The sequence below is a fragment of the Adhaeribacter pallidiroseus genome (assembly GCF_003340495.1).
Classification (GTDB): domain Bacteria; phylum Bacteroidota; class Bacteroidia; order Cytophagales; family Hymenobacteraceae; genus Adhaeribacter; species Adhaeribacter pallidiroseus.
Map to the genome: position 1 here is coordinate 4,890,557 of NZ_QASA01000001.1, position 20,397 is coordinate 4,910,953.

Here is a 20,397-nt window from a genome sequence, read left to right on the forward strand (position 1 = left end):
AAAGATTTCGATGGGGAATAGAGAATAAGTGCTATTCTCACAGTAAGTCCTTTAGAAATTAAAAAAGCAGTAAGTATCTTTATAAAGAAGAAAATGTTAGTGCATCTCCCGCCTTTTAAGCCAGAAGGATAGTGTTGTAATTAAAAGATTTACAAAGAGATATGCAATGCAGCTGCTGTTTGCGCAACTACTTGGCGGGCATACTCTTTTTTAAATTCCAATGACTTTCCATCCGCATATTCGTTAATCATACCAGCGGGTAAAATTATATTCACTACGTTCTCCCCTATTTCTTGAGCAATACGCGCTTGCACCGCCTGAATTTTCTGCCGCCGTTCGGCCGCTTCGTCGCTGCTAATCAAAAGTTCCGGGCGACGCGTCCGAAAAGGACGTTGGTGCGTAAGTTGTAGGTCTTCAGCTTCCTGCCCGGCCGTATTTAGCACATGCTGGTACTCCCGGAACGTATGGTTGTCTTTTAACTGTCCCATTAATCCTTTGGTAAACTGCCAGCTTTTAAAATCGGAAGCTGGTTGCAAAGCCAACGCCACTAAAGTTTCGTTGGCAATTACCATAGCGGGCGGCCGGTTATATTGCTGGGCCAATTGGTTGCGAAAACGGAAAAGCTGCTTTAGCAAATGCTGTTGAAAGTACGTTAAACGTTCGGATCCTTTTAATTTTAAGTGGCGGTCTGATTGTTCTTTAATTTCTAAATCTTCTAACAGCCGGCATTCTTCTACGAGCCACTCCGTACGACCTAAGTTTAATAAATCTTGCCAAAGTACATCTTTTAATTCGTGCAGGTGCAATACATCGGTAGCCGCATAGGCCAATTGGTCCTCCGAAAGCGGCCGGGTATTCCAGTTACTTACCTGGTTAGTTTTATCTACTTCAATATTAAAAATGACTTGTAAAATATTGGCGTAAGAGGTGCGCAGGAAATTTAGTAAACGCGCTGCTATTTCGGTATCGAAAACACCCTTCGGTTTACATCCTAATTTTTTTAAAAGTAAAATATCATTCGTAGAAGAATGAATAATTTTGATAATTGCCGGATTTTCAATTAACTCCCAAAGCGGCTCCAGATTTTTTATAGTAAATGGGTCGATGAGGAAACACGCTTCTCGGGTAGCAATTTGCACCAGGCACAAGTTTAAACCATACGTGTACCGGTTATCGTCGAATTCTAAGTCTAAAGCTAATTCCGGAGAGTGAGCTAATTGGGTTAAAGCCCCTATAAACTCGGTTTCGGTAGTGATATACGAAAAAAAACGGCCAGTCTGCCGCAACCCTTGACCCATACTTACGTGTTTAGCGCAACAGGCAGCAATTTACAATTATAAAGCTTAAAGCAAATAGCTTAGCCGCTTTTTACAATACATCCTTTAAAACTTCCCAGGTATTTTTAGCTAATATCTCCTGCCCTTTAGCCGTAGGGTGTACCCCATCGCCTTGATTTAAACTCCGCTCTCCGGCCACTCCTTCCAGCAAAAACGGAATAAAAGCCAGATTGTTTTTTTCAGCCAGTTGCCGGAAAACTACCCGGAACTGCGCGGCGTACGAGCCCCCCATACTGGGTGGTATTTCCATACCCGCCAGTACAATTTTCACCTCCGGATACTTGGCTTTTACTTTATCTATAATGGCCTGCAAATTATCTTTGGTGGATGGTGGTGGTATACCGCGCAAGCCATCGTTTGCCCCTAATTCCAGCACAAGTACATCTACGGGTTGTTTTAAAAGCCAATCAATCCGGCTTTTGCCACCCGCCGAAGTTTCGCCGCTTAATCCGGCATTTATAACTTTGTAAGGCAGATTTAATGAATCTATTTTTTTCTGAATTAAAGCCGGGAAAGCTTCGGAAGGTTGCAGGCCGTAGCCTGCCGTTAAACTATTACCAAAAAATAAGATACTCTTCATAACTACAGGTTTCTTCTCTTCCGCAGGAACTGATTGTTGCACTGCGGCACTCTTCTCTTCGGGGCTGCCATTATTACAGCCAGAAGCCAGTAGTACGAAAAAAGAGATAAAAAAAAAGTTTAAATAAGTGCGCACCGTGTTTTTTTTAAATTTTTATTCTAATTAATACTTAAACATGTAGTAGACTTACTGGTTTTCTTTGCGATAGGTTTAACATTTAGATTTTACCTATTACACTCAGAAGCAACTTATAAACTAGCTGTATTGCCAAAGTATGCGTAAGTACCAGTTTAAATATTTTTTACAAACTATAAGTAAACCAGTATTCAATCGTTCCAGAAATAATTACTTAACCAGAAATTCAGCATTGTGGCTATACTACGCGTGGAGCAGCTCGGCAAATCGTACCGAAGCGGCGGCAGAGAACTTCCAGTTCTACAAAATATTTCCTTTACCCTTAACGCTGGCGATACTTTCGCTATTGTGGGACCATCGGGCAGTGGTAAAACCACTTTATTGGGTTTATGCGCCGGTTTAGATGCCGCTACTACCGGTTCCGTAGAATTAAACGGCATCCGGTTGGAACGGCTCTCCGAAGACGAACGGGCGCAGGTCCGCAACCAGCATGTGGGGTTTATTTTTCAAAATTTTCAATTAATTCCCACCCTTACCGCTTTAGAAAATGTGATGGTACCGCTGGAACTACGCGGCGAAAAGCAAGCGGACAAGCGCGCTTTGGAATTACTGGAACGGGTAGGATTACATAACCGCCATCATCATTACCCTACCCAACTTTCTGGTGGCGAACAACAACGAGTGGCTTTAGCCCGGGCTTTTTCGAATCAGCCCAAAATTTTATTTGCCGACGAACCCACCGGGAACCTGGATGCGGAAACCAGCGAAAAAGTAGTGAACCTGCTATTTGAGTTAAACCGGGAACAAGGTACTACCCTGGTTCTAGTTACGCATGATCTGGAACTGGCGGGTAAAACGCAACGGCTCATTCGGGTAAAAGGCGGCCAGGTAATTTCGGATTCGGTAATGGCTGAAAGTGGCAGCAGGTTGTAAGTGTCAGGCTGTAAGATTTTTAAAATTTAGTATATCACATGGCTCTTGACTTTTATCAACAGAATAATAAAGAGCCTTTCTTTGCACTTGAAGATAAGCAGTTTCAAGATTTAGCGGGAATATTCAATGAATTTCAATGCCGGACAGGCCTTGTTATAGACCAATTTAGTGATGCTAAGCTGACTATAGAAAATCAAGCAACCATCATCAAGATTATTGATGATTATATTAAAAAAGCAGATTTAAATAAAAATAAACTTAAAACCGTAACAATTATAGAGTTTAGAACTCACCTGAAATACTCTCACAAAAAGAAGAATGATTTGCTTTTAAAAGGTGATTAAGCAAATCCAATTGAAATTAATAAACCAATCTTAATACTTGCTACCTAATACCTGATACTCCCAACATGGATAGAACTCTTATAAAACCAACGTTACAACCAAAGTGGCTGCTAAACATGGCTTGGCGCGATAGTCGCCGGAATCGTTCGCGGCTGCTATTGTTTGTATCGTCTATTATTCTGGGTATTGCGGCCTTGGTGGCGATTCAGTCGTTCAGTGATAATTTACGCGATGACATTGATGCCCAGGCTAAAACTTTGCTGGGAGCGGATTTAGGCATTTATACGAATCAGCCGGTGCAAAAAACCATGCAGCAAACCCTGCGCAACTTAGGCGGAAAGCAGGCCCAGGAAAGTTATTTTGCCTCTATGATTTTGTTTCCGAAAAATGGGGGTACTCGGCTCGTTCAGATTCGAGCTTTGCAAGGCAGTTATCCTTTTTACGGAGCCATCGAAACCACGCCTGCTGCTGCTAGCCAGAATTTCCGGAACGGACAAAATGCTTTAGTTGATAAAACGGTGCTGTTGCAGTTTAATGCCCGACCAGGAGATTCCGTGAAAATTGGCGATCTTACTTTTAAAATTGTTGGCGAATTAAACAAAATTCCGGGTCAGGCGGGTATTGCGGCTAGTATGGCTCCAGCCGTTTACATCCCGATGGAATATTTAAATCGAACGGGTTTAATGCAAAAAGGCAGCCGTATTAATTACCGTTTTTACTACCAATTCCCACCAAAAACCGATGTAGAGAAACTAGTAAAACGCATTGAGCCCAAACTGGAAAAAGACGGGCTTAATTACGAAACGGTAGAATCCAAAAAAGAAAATACCGGCGAAGCATTTGGCGATTTAACGCGCTTTTTAACCTTGGTAGGTTTCATTGCCTTGTTGCTAGGTTGCGTAGGCGTAGCCAGTTCCGTTCATATTTACATTAAAGAAAAAATTCAAACCATTGCTATTTTGCGCTGCTTAGGTACGCAAAGTAAACAAGCCTTTTATATTTATTTAATTCAGATCCTGGTAATGGGGCTTTTGGGCTCAATCATCGGTGCGGCTCTAGGCACCTTAGTACAGCGGGTTTTACCGGTAGTACTGGCTGACTTTTTACCGGTGGCTATTACGGTAAGTGTTTCCTGGAAAGCTATTTTGCTGGGCATCAGCACGGGGCTTTTTATTTCTTTCCTGTTCGCTTTGCTACCCTTAATTTCCATCCGGAATATATCGCCCCTTAACACTTTACGGGCTTCTTTCGAAACAGAGACTCTACGTCCGGATGCCTGGCGTTGGGTAGTTTATGGCTTCATCATTCTTTTTGTATTGGGCTTTGCTGCTTTGCAAATGAATACACTATTACAGGCAGTTTATTTTACCGGAGCACTAGCTCTAGCTTTTTTGGTATTAGCCGGCATGGCCACTTTACTAATTTGGCTGGTTCGCAAATTTTTTCCGGTATCCTGGAGTTACTTGTGGCGGCAAAGCATTGCCAACCTATACCGCCCCAATAATCAAACGCTTATTTTAATTGTAGCTATTGGTTTGGGTACCGGTTTAATTGCTACCTTATTTTTCATTCAAAGCTTACTCATTGGCCGAGTAACTTTATCGGCGAGCGGTAACCAGCCCAATATGGTGTTGTTTGATATTCAGACTGCCCAAAAAGACGAGGTAGCTTCTTTGGCCCGCCAGTATAAATTACCTTTAATGCAGCAAGTGCCTATTGTAACCATGCGCCTGGAAAAAATAAATGGCCTTACCGATGCGGAATATAGCAAAGACAGCACATTGGAGGTTCCTAAATGGGCATTTACCCGCGAGTACCGCGTTACCTACCGCGATACGCTAATTGGTTCAGAAAAAATTACCAAAGGGAGATGGCACGGTACGGCAACTGGTCTAGATGACACCATTTTTGTATCGCTGGATGAAAATTTTGCCGAACGGGTAAAAGTAAAGTTGGGAGATACCTTACTATTTAACGTACAAGGTGCTCCGGTGCAAACCATTGTGGGCAGTTTGCGCAAAGTAGATTGGAATAGAATTCAGAGTAATTTTCTGGTACTTTTTCCGAAAGGAATTCTGGAAGAAGCGCCCCAGTTTCACGTAATTGCCACGCAGGTAAGCTCCAATAAAAACTCCGCCGATTTTCAGCGGGCCTTAGTTACACGATTCCCGAATGTGTCGGTTATTGATCTAGCCCTTATTTTAACTACCCTGGACGAAATTTTAAGTAAAATTGCTTTTGTAATCCGGTTTATGGCTGGCTTTAGTATTGCTACCGGCATATTAGTATTAATCGGATCGGTACTGATTAGTAAGTTTCAGCGCGTACAGGAAAGTGTGTTGCTGCGAACCTTAGGAGCCAGTCGTCGGCAAATCTTAGTAATTACCGCGCTGGAATACTTTTTTCTGGGAGCCTTAGCGGCAGCTACCGGTTTAATTTTGGCTCTGGGAGGAAGTTGGGCACTCGCTCATTTTTCTTTTGAGATACCATTTACTCCTAATTGGGCACCGATATTAGTTTTGTTTTTAATTGTAACACTACTAACTGTATTAATCGGCTTATTTAACAGCCGCAGCATATTAAATCGCCCGCCTTTAGAAGTACTACGAAGCGAGGTAGCTTAATTATAAAGCTATCCTCAATTCCAAACCGTATTCTTTATTACCAACGTAGTAATTTCTGTAAATAACTCTTCCGGATCTATTGGTTTAGAGATAAACGTATTGGCACCTAATAACAAAGATTGAATATGTTCTTTGCGATCACTGGGGCTGGTTACCACAATTATAGGAATATTACTTTTTTTTCCCATATTTTCCCGGATGTATTTGGTAGCCGTATACCCATCCATTTCCGGCATGTGAACATCCATTAATATCAGATCATAATGTTGCTTAGCGAGTTTATCAACGGCTTCTCTACCGGTCTCCACTATATCTAAAGCAAAACCAAAATCTTCTACTACTTTCCTGATCATCAATTGATTAAGCTTATTGTCTTCGGCCAATAGAATTTGTAACTCGCCCATTAGTACTGCTATTATGTATGCTGCTTTTAATTGATTGTAAAGATAACTAATTAACTAATTGTTGATTTTAGATTAAATAATTATAAAAATTTAAAAAAAACGTATCCAATTATTATCTGAATAATGTACAAAATTCTTAAAAACAGTCCGTTTAATTATTTAAAAGAATAAAAAGCGCTTCTGCTTTTGGCAACGTTACCGGTAATATTTGCCCTCTAATGGCTTGCAACTACAAGAACAACCGCTTACTTTAGACATTTTAGCACCACATATAATCACTTAAAAATTTTGTAATTGTATACTATGAAATATACCCGCAATGATTTCCTGAAAACCGCTGGTTTAGGCTTAGCGGCCAGCTTAGCACCCGTTTCAATTAAAAATTTAGCCGCGCAAACTCCGGTTAAATCAAAAACAGACCGTCTAAAACTAGGTTTAGCCTCTTACACCTTACACAAATTTAGTCTGGATGAAACTATTAAGATTCTGCAACGCCTGGAACTGAAAGAAGTATCGCTGAAAGAAATGCATTTACCCATGAGTGCTACACCCGCAGAGTTAAAAGAAATGACGGATAAAGTGCGGAACGCCGGCATTAACCTTTATGGAGTAGGTGTAATCTACATGAAATCGGAGCAGGAAGTAGACCGGGCTTTTGCTTACGCTAAAAATGCCGGCGTAAAGATGATTGTGGGCGTACCCAATCATGAATTATTACCATATACCGAGAAAAAAGTAAAAGAATACGACATCCGGATAGCTATTCATAACCATGGCCCGGGTGATAAAGTGTATCCGAGCCCGGAAACGGTTTATGAAAAAATTAAAAATTTAGATAAACGGATTGGTTTATGCATTGACATCGGGCACACCCAACGCATTGGTTTAGATCCCATTAAAGATACGCTGCGTTTTGCCGACCGACTGTACGATGTACATATTAAAGACGTAACCGGCAATACCGAAAAAGATACGCCCACCGAAATTGGGCGCGGAGTAATTGATATTCCGGGCTTTTTGAAAGCTTTACTAAAAATTAAATACACGGGCAGCGTTTCTATGGAGTACGAGAAAAATGCCGATGACCCTGTACCGGGTTTAGCTGAATCGGTAGGTTATACCAGAGGCGTAATGCGATTAATATAGAAATTTTAAATTTCCTTAATCAACTAGGGGCCTTCTTACAATTTGAGAAGGCTCTTTTATTTACGCCATTTTGCATGAAGCTAACTTTCTTTGTTTGACTAAGTAAATATCTACTTTATACAAAAATATTGTAAGAGCAAGCAAAATCTTACCGGTTGAAAGTAATGTTATTACGGAAACAACTATTTTTACTGAGGAATGAAAACACACTTACAAGTGTGAACCGGAATATAATAAAAGACTAGGTAGAGGTGCTGTCTACCGGGTGAAAACAATGAAAAAGATTTGTGTGTAAGAAAAATAAGGCTGCAAGACTAAGCTAATCGCCAGAATGATGCTTTTTACGTCTTGCATAATTGAAACTGCAAAAGAACACTGGTGTATATTGAAATACCGATAAAATCATCATTATTTCAAAAGTTGGCCCGTTCTTATAGCCGGATAATAATAGACCCACAATAAGGTTACTTATTATTGAAAATAACAGAAATGCTCCTATAAACTTAAGCATTGACAAGTGGACATCTTTTCTGTCTAAGATAGCGGCTAGAAGAAGACCACAAGGAAATGCGAGCCAAATTGAATACATAAAAACCATGAGACTCGCACCTAAAAATTCCATAGCAAATTAATGATATAACCTTACTATCATAATATAACAACTATTGTGACTATATATAATTCATTTAATACTGATACATTTAACTTATTGCTTTTATTGCTTCTCACGTAAAGTTACGGTGGCGTTTATAAGTATTACCCAATAAGTGGTCATAACGACTTAGGTAGGTACTCCTAGTATTAACTTGCTATGCAGGACATTTTAAAATAAAAATAGCTTTAGCGCTACCTGCACCAAAGCTATTTTTTAAATTTTTAATTTTCTACTTGGTAGTTTTTACATAGTATTATTAAATAATAAAGTGATAAAACTCTGGCCGGTTGTTAATGTACTCGCAATTAAAGTTACGTTCCGTCATTCGCTGCACTAAAGCATCAAAATCTGACCGGCTTTTTAATTCGATACCAACCAACGCCGGCCCTTTTTCCCGGCTGTTTTTCTTGGTATACTCAAAGTGGGTTATATCGTCGGTAGGCCCTAAAATATAATTTACAAATTCCTTTAATGCGCCGGCACGTTGCGGAAAATTAACGATAAAATAATGCTTCAGGCCCTCATAGAGCAAGGAGCGTTCCTTTATTTCTTCCGTACGGGTAATATCATTATTGCCGCCACTTACAACGCACACAACCGTCTTACCAACAATTTGGTCTTGTACAAAGTCTAAAGCAGCAATACTTAGCGCCCCGGCCGGTTCTACCACCATGGCTTCTTCGTTGTAAAGCTGCAGAATAGTAGAGCAAACTTTCCCTTCGGGTACCGTAATTACTTCATCCAGGTTTTCCTGGCAAATCTGTAAAGTTAATTCACCTACTGATTTTACCGCCGCCCCATCCACAAATTTATCAATATGTTCCAGCGTTATTTTTCGGCCGGCTTCAATAGATTTTTTCATGGCTGGCGCCCCTTCGGGTTCAATACCAATTAAAGTAGTTTCGGGGCTTTCCTCTTTAAAATAACTCGATACGCCTGCGGCCAGGCCTCCACCACCAATCGGCATTAGCAAAAAATCGATTGGCTTAGTAGCAGCTTCCAGTATTTCCAAGCCTACGGTGCCTTGGCCCGCAATAACTTGTAAATCATCAAAAGGGTGAATAAAGACAGTTTTATTTTGATTGGAGTAGGCTAACGCTTGTAAGTACGAATCATCGAAGGTGTCGCCGGTAAGTACTATTTCTACGTGCTCTTTCCCGAATAATTGTACTTGCTTTAATTTTTGCTGCGGGGTAGTTACGGGCATAAAAATATGGCCTTTTATCCCGAGTTTATGGCAGGAATAAGCTACCCCTTGCGCATGATTGCCTGCGCTGGCGCATACAATACCGTTTACTAATTGTTCCGGCGTTAAACTGCTGATTTTATTATAAGCACCCCGCAGTTTGTACGACCGTACTACCTGTAAATCTTCCCGTTTCAGGTAAATGTTGGCCCGATACTTTTCTGACAGGTTGATACTACGCAGTAATGGGGTATGATTTACTACTTGCTGCAAACGGGCAGCAGCTACTTTTATATCTTCGGCTCGCACCAGCGTTGCCTTTTCCACCGCAACTTCTTCCGGCATAATTTTACTTCGTTGTTTGTTGTTGGTTACTCGTTGTTCGTCAAATTCCAGATGCGAATTTTACAACCTGCGTAATCTTTATTTAATGGTAGATTTAAGCAAAAATTCTTCTCTGAAATGGGGATTGAACAACGAGTAAAACAACAATTATTAATTATTCTGAGGACGTAGTTTACGTACTTGAGCGCCGGCTTGCCACATTTCGGAATCGCGTAGTTCTTTTAGTTCAGCATCTAGTTTTTCCCGGTAATCGGGCTGGCTGTTGGTATCAATGGAGCGTTGGGCTTCGTTACCGGTAGCTACGCTTTCGTATAATTCTTCAAATACAGGTGCTACCGCATCCCGGAATTTATCTTTCCAATCTAAAGCACCCCGCTGGGCAGTAGTAGAACAGTTGGCATACATCCAATCCATACCATTTTCGGCTACCAGTAAAATTAAACTTTCGGTTAATTCTTCTACTGTTTCGTTGAACGATTCGGAAGGCGAATGCCCTTTTTTACGTAGCAAATTATATTGCGCTTCCAGAATACCCGCTAAGGCCCCCATTAAAGTACCGCGTTCGCCGGTTAAATCAGAAAATACTTCTTTTTTGAAATCAGTTTCGAACAAATAACCCGAACCCACCCCAATACCCAAAGCAACTACTTTTTCGCGGGCTTTACCAGAAGCATCTTGGAAGATAGCGAAGCTGGAATTTAAACCTTTGCCTTCCAGGAACATGCGGCGCAAACTGGTACCCGATCCTTTTGGAGCCACCAGAATAACATCTACATCCGTAGGAGGAACAATGCCGGTACGTTCTTTAAAAGTTACGCCAAAGCCATGCGAGAAATAGAGCGTTTTGCCTGGTTTAAGAGCATTTTTAACCATCGGCCAAGCGGCAATCTGGCCGGCATCTGAAAGTAAGAATTGCAAAATAGTACCGCGCTCACAGGCTTCTTCCAGTTCAAATAAAGTTTCACCGGGTACCCAGCCGTCGTTTACAGCTTTTTCCCAAGTTTTTGAATCTTTCCGCTGACCAACAATCACGTTAAAGCCATTGTCGCGCAGGTTTAATGCTTGGCCAGGACCTTGCACGCCGTAACCGAGTACCGCAATTGTTTCATTTTTTAAAACTTCTCTTGCTTGCTCCAAAGGAAACTCTTCCCGGGTTACAACACTTTCTTCAGTTCCGCCAAAATTGATTTTTGCCATTGTTTTTTAAATAGTTTATAGATTATTATAATAGGTTTCTTTTCTGGATGTTAGACGTTAGATATTCGATATTCGCGTTTGATCAAAGGGTATACTGCTACGCATTAAAAGAGAATTGAACAATCTAGAATTGAATACCGAACATCTAAATCACAAATAAGCTTCTTCCTGTTCGCGCAGGTAAGTGCTTAAATCTTTCATGTGTTTGGTGATGGCTACCCGGCCGCTACGCACAAATTGCAGAATACCAAAAGGAGATAGTTTTTCAAATAACTCGCGGGTTTCTTCCATGTGCCCGGTTTTCTCGATAATAATGTACTGCGGATCTACCGTTAAAATGCGGGCATGGCTATCACGCACAATTTGTTCTACCTGGCTGCCATTTATCATGGAACTCATTGGTATTTTATACATCGCAATTTCCTGGAAAACGGTTTCTTCTTCCGGATAAAACGAAGCCCGCAAAACGTCGACCTGTTTAGCTATTTGTTTTACTAGTTTTTCGACCTGAGCGTAGGTAGTTTTAATGATAATGGTATAGCGGTATACATTTTTTACTTCCGACTCTGAGACGGTGATACTCTCGATATTGATGTGTCGACGGGTAAAAATAATGGTAATGCGGTTGAGCAGACCAACTTTGTTTTCGGTAAATGCAAATATGGTAAAGGTTTTTTCCTCGCCTGAATCTATTTGATAATCTTCAATCGCCATTGCTATTTATAAATACTTAATGCTGTATTAATTTATTTTACGCCCGTTTTTCTTACTCTAAAACCTCCTCTACTGGCAAAAATTTAAAAAATTGTATGGGCACTCCTTCTCCGGTTGGTGGAGGGCCATAGAACAGGATATTACGATAGCCGAATGTTAGCCACAGAATCGCCGGCAGGTACCATCGGGAATACGTTATCTTCTTTCTCTACCACTACCTCTAGTACATAGGGACCTTCGTGATCCAGCATGGCCTGAATAGACTCTTGCAGACTTTCGCGCTCCGTTACTTTATTGGCAGCAATACCGTAAGCTTTAGCAATGCCTACAAAATCGGGGTTTACCATTTCGGTGAAAGAATAGCGTTTTTGATGAAAAAGTTGCTGCCACTGACGGACCATCCCTAAGAAATTATTATTTAAAATAACCACTTTCACCCCGATCTGGTACTGAAAAATGCAACCGAGTTCCTGTATAGTCATCTGGAAACCACCATCGCCGATTACCGCAATTACTTGCCGGTCGGGAGCACCAACTTTAGCGCCCATAGCAGCAGGCAAACAAAAGCCCATCGTTCCTAAACCACCGGATGTTATGTTGCTTCGGCGGGTATCTTTGAAATTATAATAACGCATGGCGGTCATTTGGTGCTGGCCTACATCCGTAACCACTACGGCCTTGCCCTCAGACAATTCGGAGATAAGGTGCATGGCTTCGGCCATTTTCAGCTTTCCTTCTGCCGGATACATCTCGGGCGCCATTACTTTTTCAAATTCAATCTTAGCGCAATCATTAAACTTCTGAACCCAATCGGTGTGCTGGTTTTTATTAATTAAAGGCAATAAGGCTTGCAATGCTTCTTTGGCATCTGCATTTACGGCCACATCTACCCGGATATTTTTATTTATCTCCGCTGGGTCAATTTCTATGTGAACAATTTTGGCCTGCCGGCCATAACGTTTTAAATCACCCGTTACCCGATCATCGAAACGCATACCAATAGCAATCATTACATCGCACTCGTTCGTTAATAAATTAGGACCGTAATTACCGTGCATGCCCAACATACCAACATTTAACGGGTGATCGGTAGGCAAACCGGCTAAACCCAAAATTGTCCAGGCAGCAGGAATGCCCGCTTTTTCGATAAAAGCCTTTAAATCTTCTTGGGCATTAGATAATAAAACACCTTGGCCCCATAATACATAAGGTTTCCGGGCATTATTAATTAACTCGGCAGCTTCTGCTATAGCTTTTCTGTTTAGTTTTGGGACCGGATAATAGCTCGAAATGCGCTTACATTTCTTGTAGGTATATTCAAACTTGGCATTCTGCGCATCCTTGGTAATATCAATTAAAACCGGACCAGGCCGCCCAGAAGTAGCAATATAAAAAGCCCGAGCGATAGCATCCGGAATTTCTTCGGCACGAGTTACTTGCAGGTTCCACTTGGTTACCGGCATGGTTACTCCCAAAACATCCGTTTCCTGAAAAGCATCGGTACCCAGTAAATGCGAAAACACCTGGCCGGTTATACATACTAAAGGCGTAGAATCAATCTGCGCATCGGCAATACCCGTAATTAAATTGGTAGCTCCCGGCCCGGAAGTAGCAAAACAAACGCCCGGTTTACCGGTAATGCGGGCATAACCCTGAGCAGCATGCGCTCCGCCTTGTTCGTGGCGGACCAGGTAATGATTTAACTGGTCTTTGAAATCATAAAGCGCATCGTAAATGGGCATGATAGCTCCACCCGGATACCCAAAAATAGTATCGACGCCTTCTTCCAGTAAAGCAAGTAGGAGACCTTGGGCGCCTGTTACTATCTTTTTTTCTGTTACTGCTTGCTCTCCCTTTTCGGTAATTTCTGCTACTGCTGCGTTCATAACATTTTGAATTTATTCTACTCCTAGCCCGTTTGCGGAATGGAGAATCTTAAAATATTTTTATTTTTAAATTAACTATAAAGCACCTTCCAAATATCTAACTAATTATAATCCAGTAGAATTCATCCGTTACCACATTTTTATTTTTTTACCGCTATAACAATACCGGTAGCCCAAATCTGTTTTGTTAAAACTATATCATTTCGCTGATCCAGATCCTGAATGAGTTTGATTGCTTTTTGATCATGACCATCCGGCCAATTAGGTTGAGGCAACATATCATCTAAAATATAAAGCCCGCCGGTATTCAGCATTTGCAGTGCTTCTTCCAGTAAAAAGTATTTTCCAGGCCAAGTATCGGCAAAAATATAATCAAACTTCTGATCTTTATTTTGCTCCATCCACTGCTCCCCATTTGAGCAAATAAGCTGCAACCGCTCATCGTGGCCTAGGAAATCTTGAGCAATTTTTAAAAAATCTGCACTATTATCTACAGATATTAAGGTGGAGTCTTGGTCCATTCCGTCCAGAATCCAGGAGGTTGAAAGACCCGTTCCGGTTCCGAGTTCCAGAAACTTAGCAGCTGGTTTAGTAGCGGCCAAGGTACGCAGTAAAGAACAAGTCAGTACCTCCGAAGCCATGGTAAAACCCGCAGCAATTGTAGCTTCGTTTATTGCCAAGTAAGTGCTAGGCAAAGGCTGATTTATTTCGTCTGACATGAGTACTGGCTTTAACCTTATTTTTTAAATTTATTTTTTCTGATTCTTGATTTATTAAAGGTAAACACCTTAAGAAGATGCGATTTTTAAATTTTTATAAATTTAATTACCTTCATTATAAAAGCTTATTTCCTTTATCATTAATTATCGATCGGTAACACAACCTTCGGAGGCCGATGAAACCGATTTGGCGTATTTATACAAGATACCCGAATTTTTGCGCAATGGCCGGGGCTGCCAGGCTGCCCGGCGTTTCGCAATTTCTTCTTCGCTCAAATCTACTTCCAGACGATTGCTCACGGCATCAATGGTAATTTTATCACCATTCTGGAGTAAACCAATCATACCGCCCACGTGTGCTTCCGGCGTAATGTGCCCTACCACAAAACCGTGGGTACCACCCGAGAAACGTCCATCGGTAATTAAGGCTACCGATTTGCCTAAACCCGCTCCCATAATTAAAGAAGTAGGCTTCAGCATTTCTGGCATACCAGGTCCTCCTTGCGGCCCTTCGTACCGGATAACCAACACATCACCTTCTTTTACCTGGCCTGATAAAATACCATCGTTGGCTTCAAATTCGCCGTCGAATACTACCGCTGTACCGGTGAAAACTTCCCCCTCTTTACCGGTGATTTTAGCCACCGAACCTTGCTCGGCTAAATTGCCATAAAGAATGCGGATGTGACCCGTTTCTTTTATAGGCTGATCTAAGGGCATAATTACATCTTGTCCTTCGGTTAAGTCTGGTACATTGGCTAAGTTCTCGGCAACGGTTTTACCTGTTACGGTTAAACAATCGCCGTGTAATAAACCAGCATTCAATAACATTTTCATTACCGCCGGAATACCACCAATTTTGTGTACGGCTTCCATGTGGTATTTGCCACTGGGCTTCATATCGGCCAGTAACGGAGTTTTGTCGCTGATGCGTTGAAAATCATCAATGGTTAAGTCTATCCCCGCGGTTTTGGCAATGGCTAATAAGTGCAACACCGCATTAGTAGAGCCACCTAAAATTGTAAGCACCACCATGGCATTTTCAAACGCCTTTTTGGTCATGATATCCAAAGGCTTAATATCTTTAGCCAGGAGCTCCCGGATAGCAATACCCGCCTGCACCGATTCTTCTGCTTTTTCCGGACTGATTGCCGGGTTAGAAGAATTATAGGGCAAAGTCATACCCATGGCTTCTGCTGCCGAGGCCATAGTATTAGCCGTATACATACCACCACAAGCACCAGCACCCGGACAAGCATGTTCTATTACTCCTTTAAAATCTTCCGGCGAAATAGTACCAGCGTATTTTTCACCCAACGCTTCGAATGCCGAAACAATATCTAATTTTTTACCCGTGAATTTACCGGCCGCATCGCAGTAGTTACCCGGGGCAATTGTACCACCATACACCATAATAGCGGGGCGGTTTAGGCGAGCAAAGCTTATAAGTGCCCCGGGCATATTCTTGTCGCAACCTACCACCGCTACTACACCATCGTAGCTTTGGGCATTTACCACTGTTTCGATGGAATCCGCAATAAGATCGCGCGACGGTAAAGAATAACGCATGCCGGGTGTTCCCATAGAAATACCATCACTTACCCCAATAGTATGGAACATTAAACCAAGTACATCCTCTGTAGTATTTACCCCATTTTTAACCAGTTTCGCTAAATCATTCAGGTGCATGTTACACGGGTTACCATCGAATCCGGTGCTAACCACTCCTATCTGGGCTTTTTTCAGGTCGTCGTTGCTTAAGCCAATAGCGTGCAACATAGCCTGTGCCGCCGGATTGGTTTCTTCCTGGGTAACGAGGTAACTGTAACGGTTTAATGTAGTACTCATTTTAAATAGTTATAAAGTTAAAATCTAAAAGTTTAGAAGATTATTTTGACGAAAGAATCTTCTTCTTAAAGCAATTAATTTTAAAAATCAGAATTAATTACTTCCGCTTGCAGCCTTATTCTCAACATTATAGTTAAAAAAAAGCGCCATTCTTGTTAAAGGAATGGCGCTGCTTCTATTTTATCAAAGTAAATTACACCATCCATCGTTTAGCGTCGATAATGACGCTAAAAATAATTCGGTTCAGGACAGATGAAGTAAACAACATATAATTTTCTCAGTATTATTTTGCTTAAAGTGTTGCTAATGTAAAGAACAAAAATTAAAAACCAAAAATTACGATTTCAATTTTTGTTCAAATATTTTAAATCTGCTTCTTAATTTATATTAAGGAAAGCCCGTATTCTTAATAATCTTTATAACAAAAGGCTTTTACAAATATGTTTTTTATTAAATTTCAAAATATTCAGATTCTTTTTGCAAAATTATAAAATCTACTTTCTCCCTTACTTAAAGTATAAATTCATGCATTAATTTACACTCATTTATTGCTTGAATTTTAAAATTCTCCATTTCCCACTCCTTTTTTAAGCATTGTTACTAATTTTTCAGATGAAAAATAAAACCTTTTAACACATAACCTTGAAATACATATACATAGCCAGCTTATCTGAAATAAATAGCATCAGTGAAGTAATGCTAAAGAACGGCTGTAATTACCAGAAAGCCTTTAATTCACAGTAGACAAAAACCCGGCGGCGAAAGGCTTAGTGAAGCTTTTCGCCGCCGGGTTTTTGTCTACTCATCAGGGAACGGTCTAAAGAAAAATTAAAGTAAAGAAAATTTAATTTTGATAATCTTATCTACGATTAACAAAAGCTGACTCTACTGTTTTAAAAGAAGGCTCGATCAAATTTTCTTTTACTTCTAAGGTAAAAGTCTTAACTCCTTTTTTATTTAAATGAACTTCATCATAGAACATATTTAGTTCATTATTATAAATAGTGGCATAGTTAATATAATCAACCCCTTTGCGGCTCATCATCTGTTTAAATGCTTCAACGTTTTGTTTGTACTTTTCAGTAACAGCCACATTACTGTAAGGAGCAGTAAATAAAGTAAGCTTTACATTTTTAGATTTACAAAGAGCAATAACTTTATTTAAATATTTATAGTTATTTGTTAAATCAAACTCGTATGCCTGCTGCTTTTTATAAGACCTTTTATAATTGGATACTGGATAAAAACGTCCGCCGTACTTATCATATTCTTTAGGAAATAATTGGAAGGAATCGTTTAAGAATTGATGTATTCCCCAGATGGTATTATATTCCGCATAACGATAAAATGGTACATACCGGTAAACATACCATATATAACCAAATTGTTTAAAATGATTAAAAACCTCTTTCTCTTTTATATAAGGAAAAAATTTAGGAATAGTAGTACTGTTTATCTTCTCTGTTCCGGATGAAACAGGATCCACTTGCAAGTACAAATGGTTAATCTTATTCCCATGTTCCAGGAAAAGCTTTAAAGTAAGATATTGATCAGCGATGTAGGCCCCATCCACCGATAAATTTATACCCTTTAAGTGAGTGGCTTTATTAATATCGCCAACATCAATAGTAGTATACCCTCTGGAACTTCCATGAATAGCGTAATCGAACTGCTGCCCTTCCATTTTATAGATCCATTGCGTTTTGGTATATTCTCCTTTTTTGTATACCCGGGTAAAAACCTCATCGAGTATCCAAAAAAAGCCATATAGAAGCACAAGCAGCGTAAATAAATTTAAAAAAAGCTTTTTCATGATTAAAACTGGAAATATATAAAACTACTTTGCTCAACCAACACACCAAAGAAAGCTATTAAAACTATCAGGGAAATATAGCAGGCGTACCGTAAAGGCTTTGAAGAATAAAACAGATTTTGTGCCCAGTTAAACTCCTGGCTTTTCTCCAGTAATAACAATAATATAATCAGCGGAAAACCAACTGCTAAATTATATAAGTTTACTCCGCTCAATCCTTTCATTTCTTTCAGGAAAGAATAGTCAAACGAAAACATATTATTGATAAGTAAGAAAGAATCATGCAAATTATTTGCCCGGAAAAATATCCAAGCAAAGCATACTATGGTAAAGGTCCAGATATTGGCTAATAAAGGCGGAAGAGAGAACCGGATAAAATGCGTTTTAGAATTAAGAGCTTCCAAGGCATTCAGTAAACCATGAATAGCGCCCCAGATCACGAAGTTCCAACTAGCGCCGTGCCATACACCCGAAACCATAAAAGTAATAAAGAGGTTTAAAGCCCAGCGGGACGTGGAAACCCGGTTACCACCCAAAGGAATATACACATAATCCCGGAACCAGGTAGATAAGGAAATATGCCAGCGGCTCCAGAATTCTTTGATTGATTTAGAAAAATAAGGCGTACGAAAGTTTTTAACTAAATCTACTCCCATTGTTTTAGCCACCCCAATTGCCATATCCGAATAGCCGGAAAAATCACAATAGATCTGAAAAGCAAAAAATATAGTGGCTATTACTACGGATAAGCCATGATAAGAATCCGGATCGTTATAAACGATATTTACAAAATAAGCAAGACGGTCAGCGATGGCTACTTTTTTAAATAATCCCCAAAGCATAAGCCGCAGCCCAACTATAATGTTTTCTGATGCCAAAGGCTTCATGTTGCTCAGTTGGGGAAGCAGTACTTGCGGCCGGTTAATTGGGCCGGCTACCAGTTGGGGAAAATAAGAGACAAACAGGGAAAATCGGAAAAAATTTTGTACCGCTTTTTGGCGACCGTAGTAAACTTCTACGGTGTAACTGATGCTTTGGAACGTATAAAAAGAAATACCAATTGGTAATAAGATGTTAGCCAGAGGCAAAGAAAAGCTGGAACCAAATAAAGAAACGCTAGAATTAATGCTATCAATAAAGAAATTATAATACTTAAAGTAAAAAAGTAGCCCCAAATTCGTGATTAAACTAATACTTAAGAGTAACTTTTTTCTTTTTATATCTGCTGTTTTCTCTAAGCCTTTAGCAACAAAAAAGTCGATGGTGGCCGGAAAAAACATAATAAAGATGTATTGCCATTTCCAGCTCATATAAAAATACAAACTGGCAATTAGCACCATAAACCACCTGAATTTACTGGGCAGCAAGTGGTACAAGGTAAGTACTACCGTAAAGAATACTAGAAAGTCGTAAGAATTAAAGAGCATAATAGATACTGTAAAAAGCTTTTATGTTATAGTACATTTAAATTAAGATCAACTTCAAAATCAGTGGAATATCGGGCATTCTCCTTCACAGAACTAATTACACGCTAATAGATAGACTATTTACAATATTTAAATTCATTTATAGGAGAGGCTCTTAGCAAATAAATTGCCAAACTTATATATATTTTAATAATTTTTAGAATATAACTTATATCTCTTAGAACTAATTGCACTAAATTCGGCCCTATTACTAAGTTCTTCAACCCTTACGATGCATACTCTCGATTTTACCTGTAACCATAAAATAAGGTAACTCAGCAGAAATACTCTACTTTAGAAAACAGCCAGAATAGTTGATGGAGAATGTACTGCTGACAAGAATTTGCTATACACTTAAAAATGCTTATTTAGCTTTAATCATCTCGTTTAAAAAATTTACATTTTGATTATGAGAAACTTAACTTAAATACCTTAATTAAACCACTCAGCAAATTACGAGTTAGTAATATGGAATCTATATAGCACATAAATACCATAGCAATTTTTAAATATTTCCAAACAAAATTACCATACATTACCCATATAAAAAAATTATCAATCAATTATTGAAAATATTATAACTTTAAATCAAATTTTTAAAATATTTACATTCAGCAGCTAGTTACTTAAAGCAGAATAAATCTATAGCTTTGCAAGAAAAAGGTATAATAGAATTTGCAGGATTTGTAGCTGCTGTAAAATCTGCTTTACCCAAGTCTCTTTTTAAATGGGAGTTCTTGACAAAAACAAATATATAATCTTGAGCAAGATGAGGAGTATAAGTAGATTGACTTTGACAAACAGATTGTAAATTACAAGCTATACTTGTTAGGAACAAAAGCCTACATCATTAATTAAAAAGAGAAATAAACAAGGAATCAATAACCTATTATATAGAATAAACTAACGTATAGTAGCCTGTTCCTAAATTAAAGCCTTCATTAAAAATTTGCCATTTTAGACAAAAATCAATAAAATAAGTAAAACGCTGAAAATTTTCTTTGCTTTGTTTTGAAATTTTAAAAATTATAGAGTTTCTTTCGCCTCGCAAAAATCAAAGAGCAT

General features: G+C 39.5%; 15 protein-coding genes. 4 read left to right on the forward strand and 11 right to left on the reverse strand.

Annotation, left to right across the window (positions count from 1 at the left end; genetic code table 11):
• Nucleotides 1–149: 149 nt before the first annotated feature.
• Complete coding sequence (locus tag AHMF7616_RS19505; protein ID WP_115374403.1) at nucleotides 150–1,298, reverse strand: ribonuclease D; 1,149 nt, start codon at nucleotides 1,296–1,298, stop codon at nucleotides 150–152.
• A 70-nt stretch (nucleotides 1,299–1,368) separates the two neighbouring features.
• Entirely contained in the window at nucleotides 1,369–1,917 is a 549-nt protein-coding gene (locus AHMF7616_RS19510) for an arylesterase (RefSeq protein ID WP_115375699.1), read from the reverse strand.
• A gap of 369 nt (nucleotides 1,918–2,286) precedes the next feature.
• Here AHMF7616_RS19510 and AHMF7616_RS19515 point away from each other — a divergent pair, with 369 nt between their 5' ends.
• From AHMF7616_RS19515 to AHMF7616_RS19525, 3 genes are all read left to right on the forward strand, one after another.
• Nucleotides 2,287–2,985 carry an ABC transporter ATP-binding protein gene (locus tag AHMF7616_RS19515; protein WP_115374404.1) on the forward strand — a complete coding sequence of 233 codons (699 nt, stop codon included), beginning with the start codon at nucleotides 2,287–2,289 and terminating at the stop codon, nucleotides 2,983–2,985.
• A 38-nt stretch (nucleotides 2,986–3,023) separates the two neighbouring features.
• A complete protein-coding gene (locus AHMF7616_RS19520) occupies nucleotides 3,024–3,329 on the forward strand; it encodes a hypothetical protein (RefSeq protein ID WP_115374405.1) in 306 nt (101 codons plus the stop codon).
• Between the two features lie 65 nt (nucleotides 3,330–3,394).
• On the forward strand, nucleotides 3,395–5,953 hold the full coding sequence (locus AHMF7616_RS19525; RefSeq protein WP_233507664.1) for an ABC transporter permease: 2,559 nt from the start codon (nucleotides 3,395–3,397) through the stop codon (nucleotides 5,951–5,953).
• A 14-nt stretch (nucleotides 5,954–5,967) separates the two neighbouring features.
• On the opposite strand, the gene AHMF7616_RS19530 is transcribed toward AHMF7616_RS19525, so the two are convergent.
• Nucleotides 5,968–6,357, reverse strand: a complete 390-nt coding sequence (locus AHMF7616_RS19530) for a response regulator (RefSeq protein WP_115374407.1) — start codon at nucleotides 6,355–6,357, stop codon at nucleotides 5,968–5,970.
• 303 nt (nucleotides 6,358–6,660) lie between these two features.
• On the opposite strand from AHMF7616_RS19530, the gene AHMF7616_RS19535 reads away from it, so the two are divergent.
• Entirely contained in the window at nucleotides 6,661–7,503 is an 843-nt protein-coding gene (locus tag AHMF7616_RS19535; RefSeq protein ID WP_115374408.1) for a sugar phosphate isomerase/epimerase family protein, read from the forward strand.
• Nucleotides 7,504–8,414: 911 nt separating this feature from the next.
• Here the strand turns inward: AHMF7616_RS19535 and ilvA are convergent.
• From ilvA to AHMF7616_RS19580, 8 genes are all read right to left on the reverse strand, one after another.
• Complete coding sequence (gene ilvA, locus AHMF7616_RS19545) at nucleotides 8,415–9,689, reverse strand: threonine ammonia-lyase IlvA (protein ID WP_115374410.1); 1,275 nt, start codon at nucleotides 9,687–9,689, stop codon at nucleotides 8,415–8,417.
• Between the two features lie 150 nt (nucleotides 9,690–9,839).
• Nucleotides 9,840–10,886, reverse strand: a complete 1,047-nt coding sequence (gene ilvC / locus AHMF7616_RS19550) for a ketol-acid reductoisomerase (RefSeq protein ID WP_115374411.1) — start codon at nucleotides 10,884–10,886, stop codon at nucleotides 9,840–9,842.
• 150 nt (nucleotides 10,887–11,036) lie between these two features.
• A complete protein-coding gene (ilvN, locus tag AHMF7616_RS19555) occupies nucleotides 11,037–11,600 on the reverse strand; it encodes an acetolactate synthase small subunit (protein ID WP_115374412.1) in 564 nt (187 codons plus the stop codon).
• Between the two features lie 140 nt (nucleotides 11,601–11,740).
• The gene (gene ilvB, locus AHMF7616_RS19560) at nucleotides 11,741–13,486 is read right to left on the reverse strand and encodes a biosynthetic-type acetolactate synthase large subunit (RefSeq protein ID WP_115374413.1); all 1,746 of its coding nucleotides are present in this window, start codon (nucleotides 13,484–13,486) and stop codon (nucleotides 11,741–11,743) included.
• A gap of 140 nt (nucleotides 13,487–13,626) precedes the next feature.
• Entirely contained in the window at nucleotides 13,627–14,205 is a 579-nt protein-coding gene (locus AHMF7616_RS19565) for an O-methyltransferase (RefSeq protein WP_115374414.1), read from the reverse strand.
• A 144-nt stretch (nucleotides 14,206–14,349) separates the two neighbouring features.
• Nucleotides 14,350–16,053, reverse strand: a complete 1,704-nt coding sequence (gene ilvD, locus AHMF7616_RS19570) for a dihydroxy-acid dehydratase (RefSeq protein WP_115374415.1) — start codon at nucleotides 16,051–16,053, stop codon at nucleotides 14,350–14,352.
• Nucleotides 16,054–16,912: 859 nt separating this feature from the next.
• Nucleotides 16,913–17,866, reverse strand: a complete 954-nt coding sequence (locus tag AHMF7616_RS19575; RefSeq protein ID WP_115374416.1) for a hypothetical protein — start codon at nucleotides 17,864–17,866, stop codon at nucleotides 16,913–16,915.
• Between the two features lie 2 nt (nucleotides 17,867–17,868).
• The gene (locus AHMF7616_RS19580; protein ID WP_115374417.1) at nucleotides 17,869–19,293 is read right to left on the reverse strand and encodes an MBOAT family O-acyltransferase; all 1,425 of its coding nucleotides are present in this window, start codon (nucleotides 19,291–19,293) and stop codon (nucleotides 17,869–17,871) included.
• Nucleotides 19,294–20,397 lie beyond the last annotated feature (1,104 nt).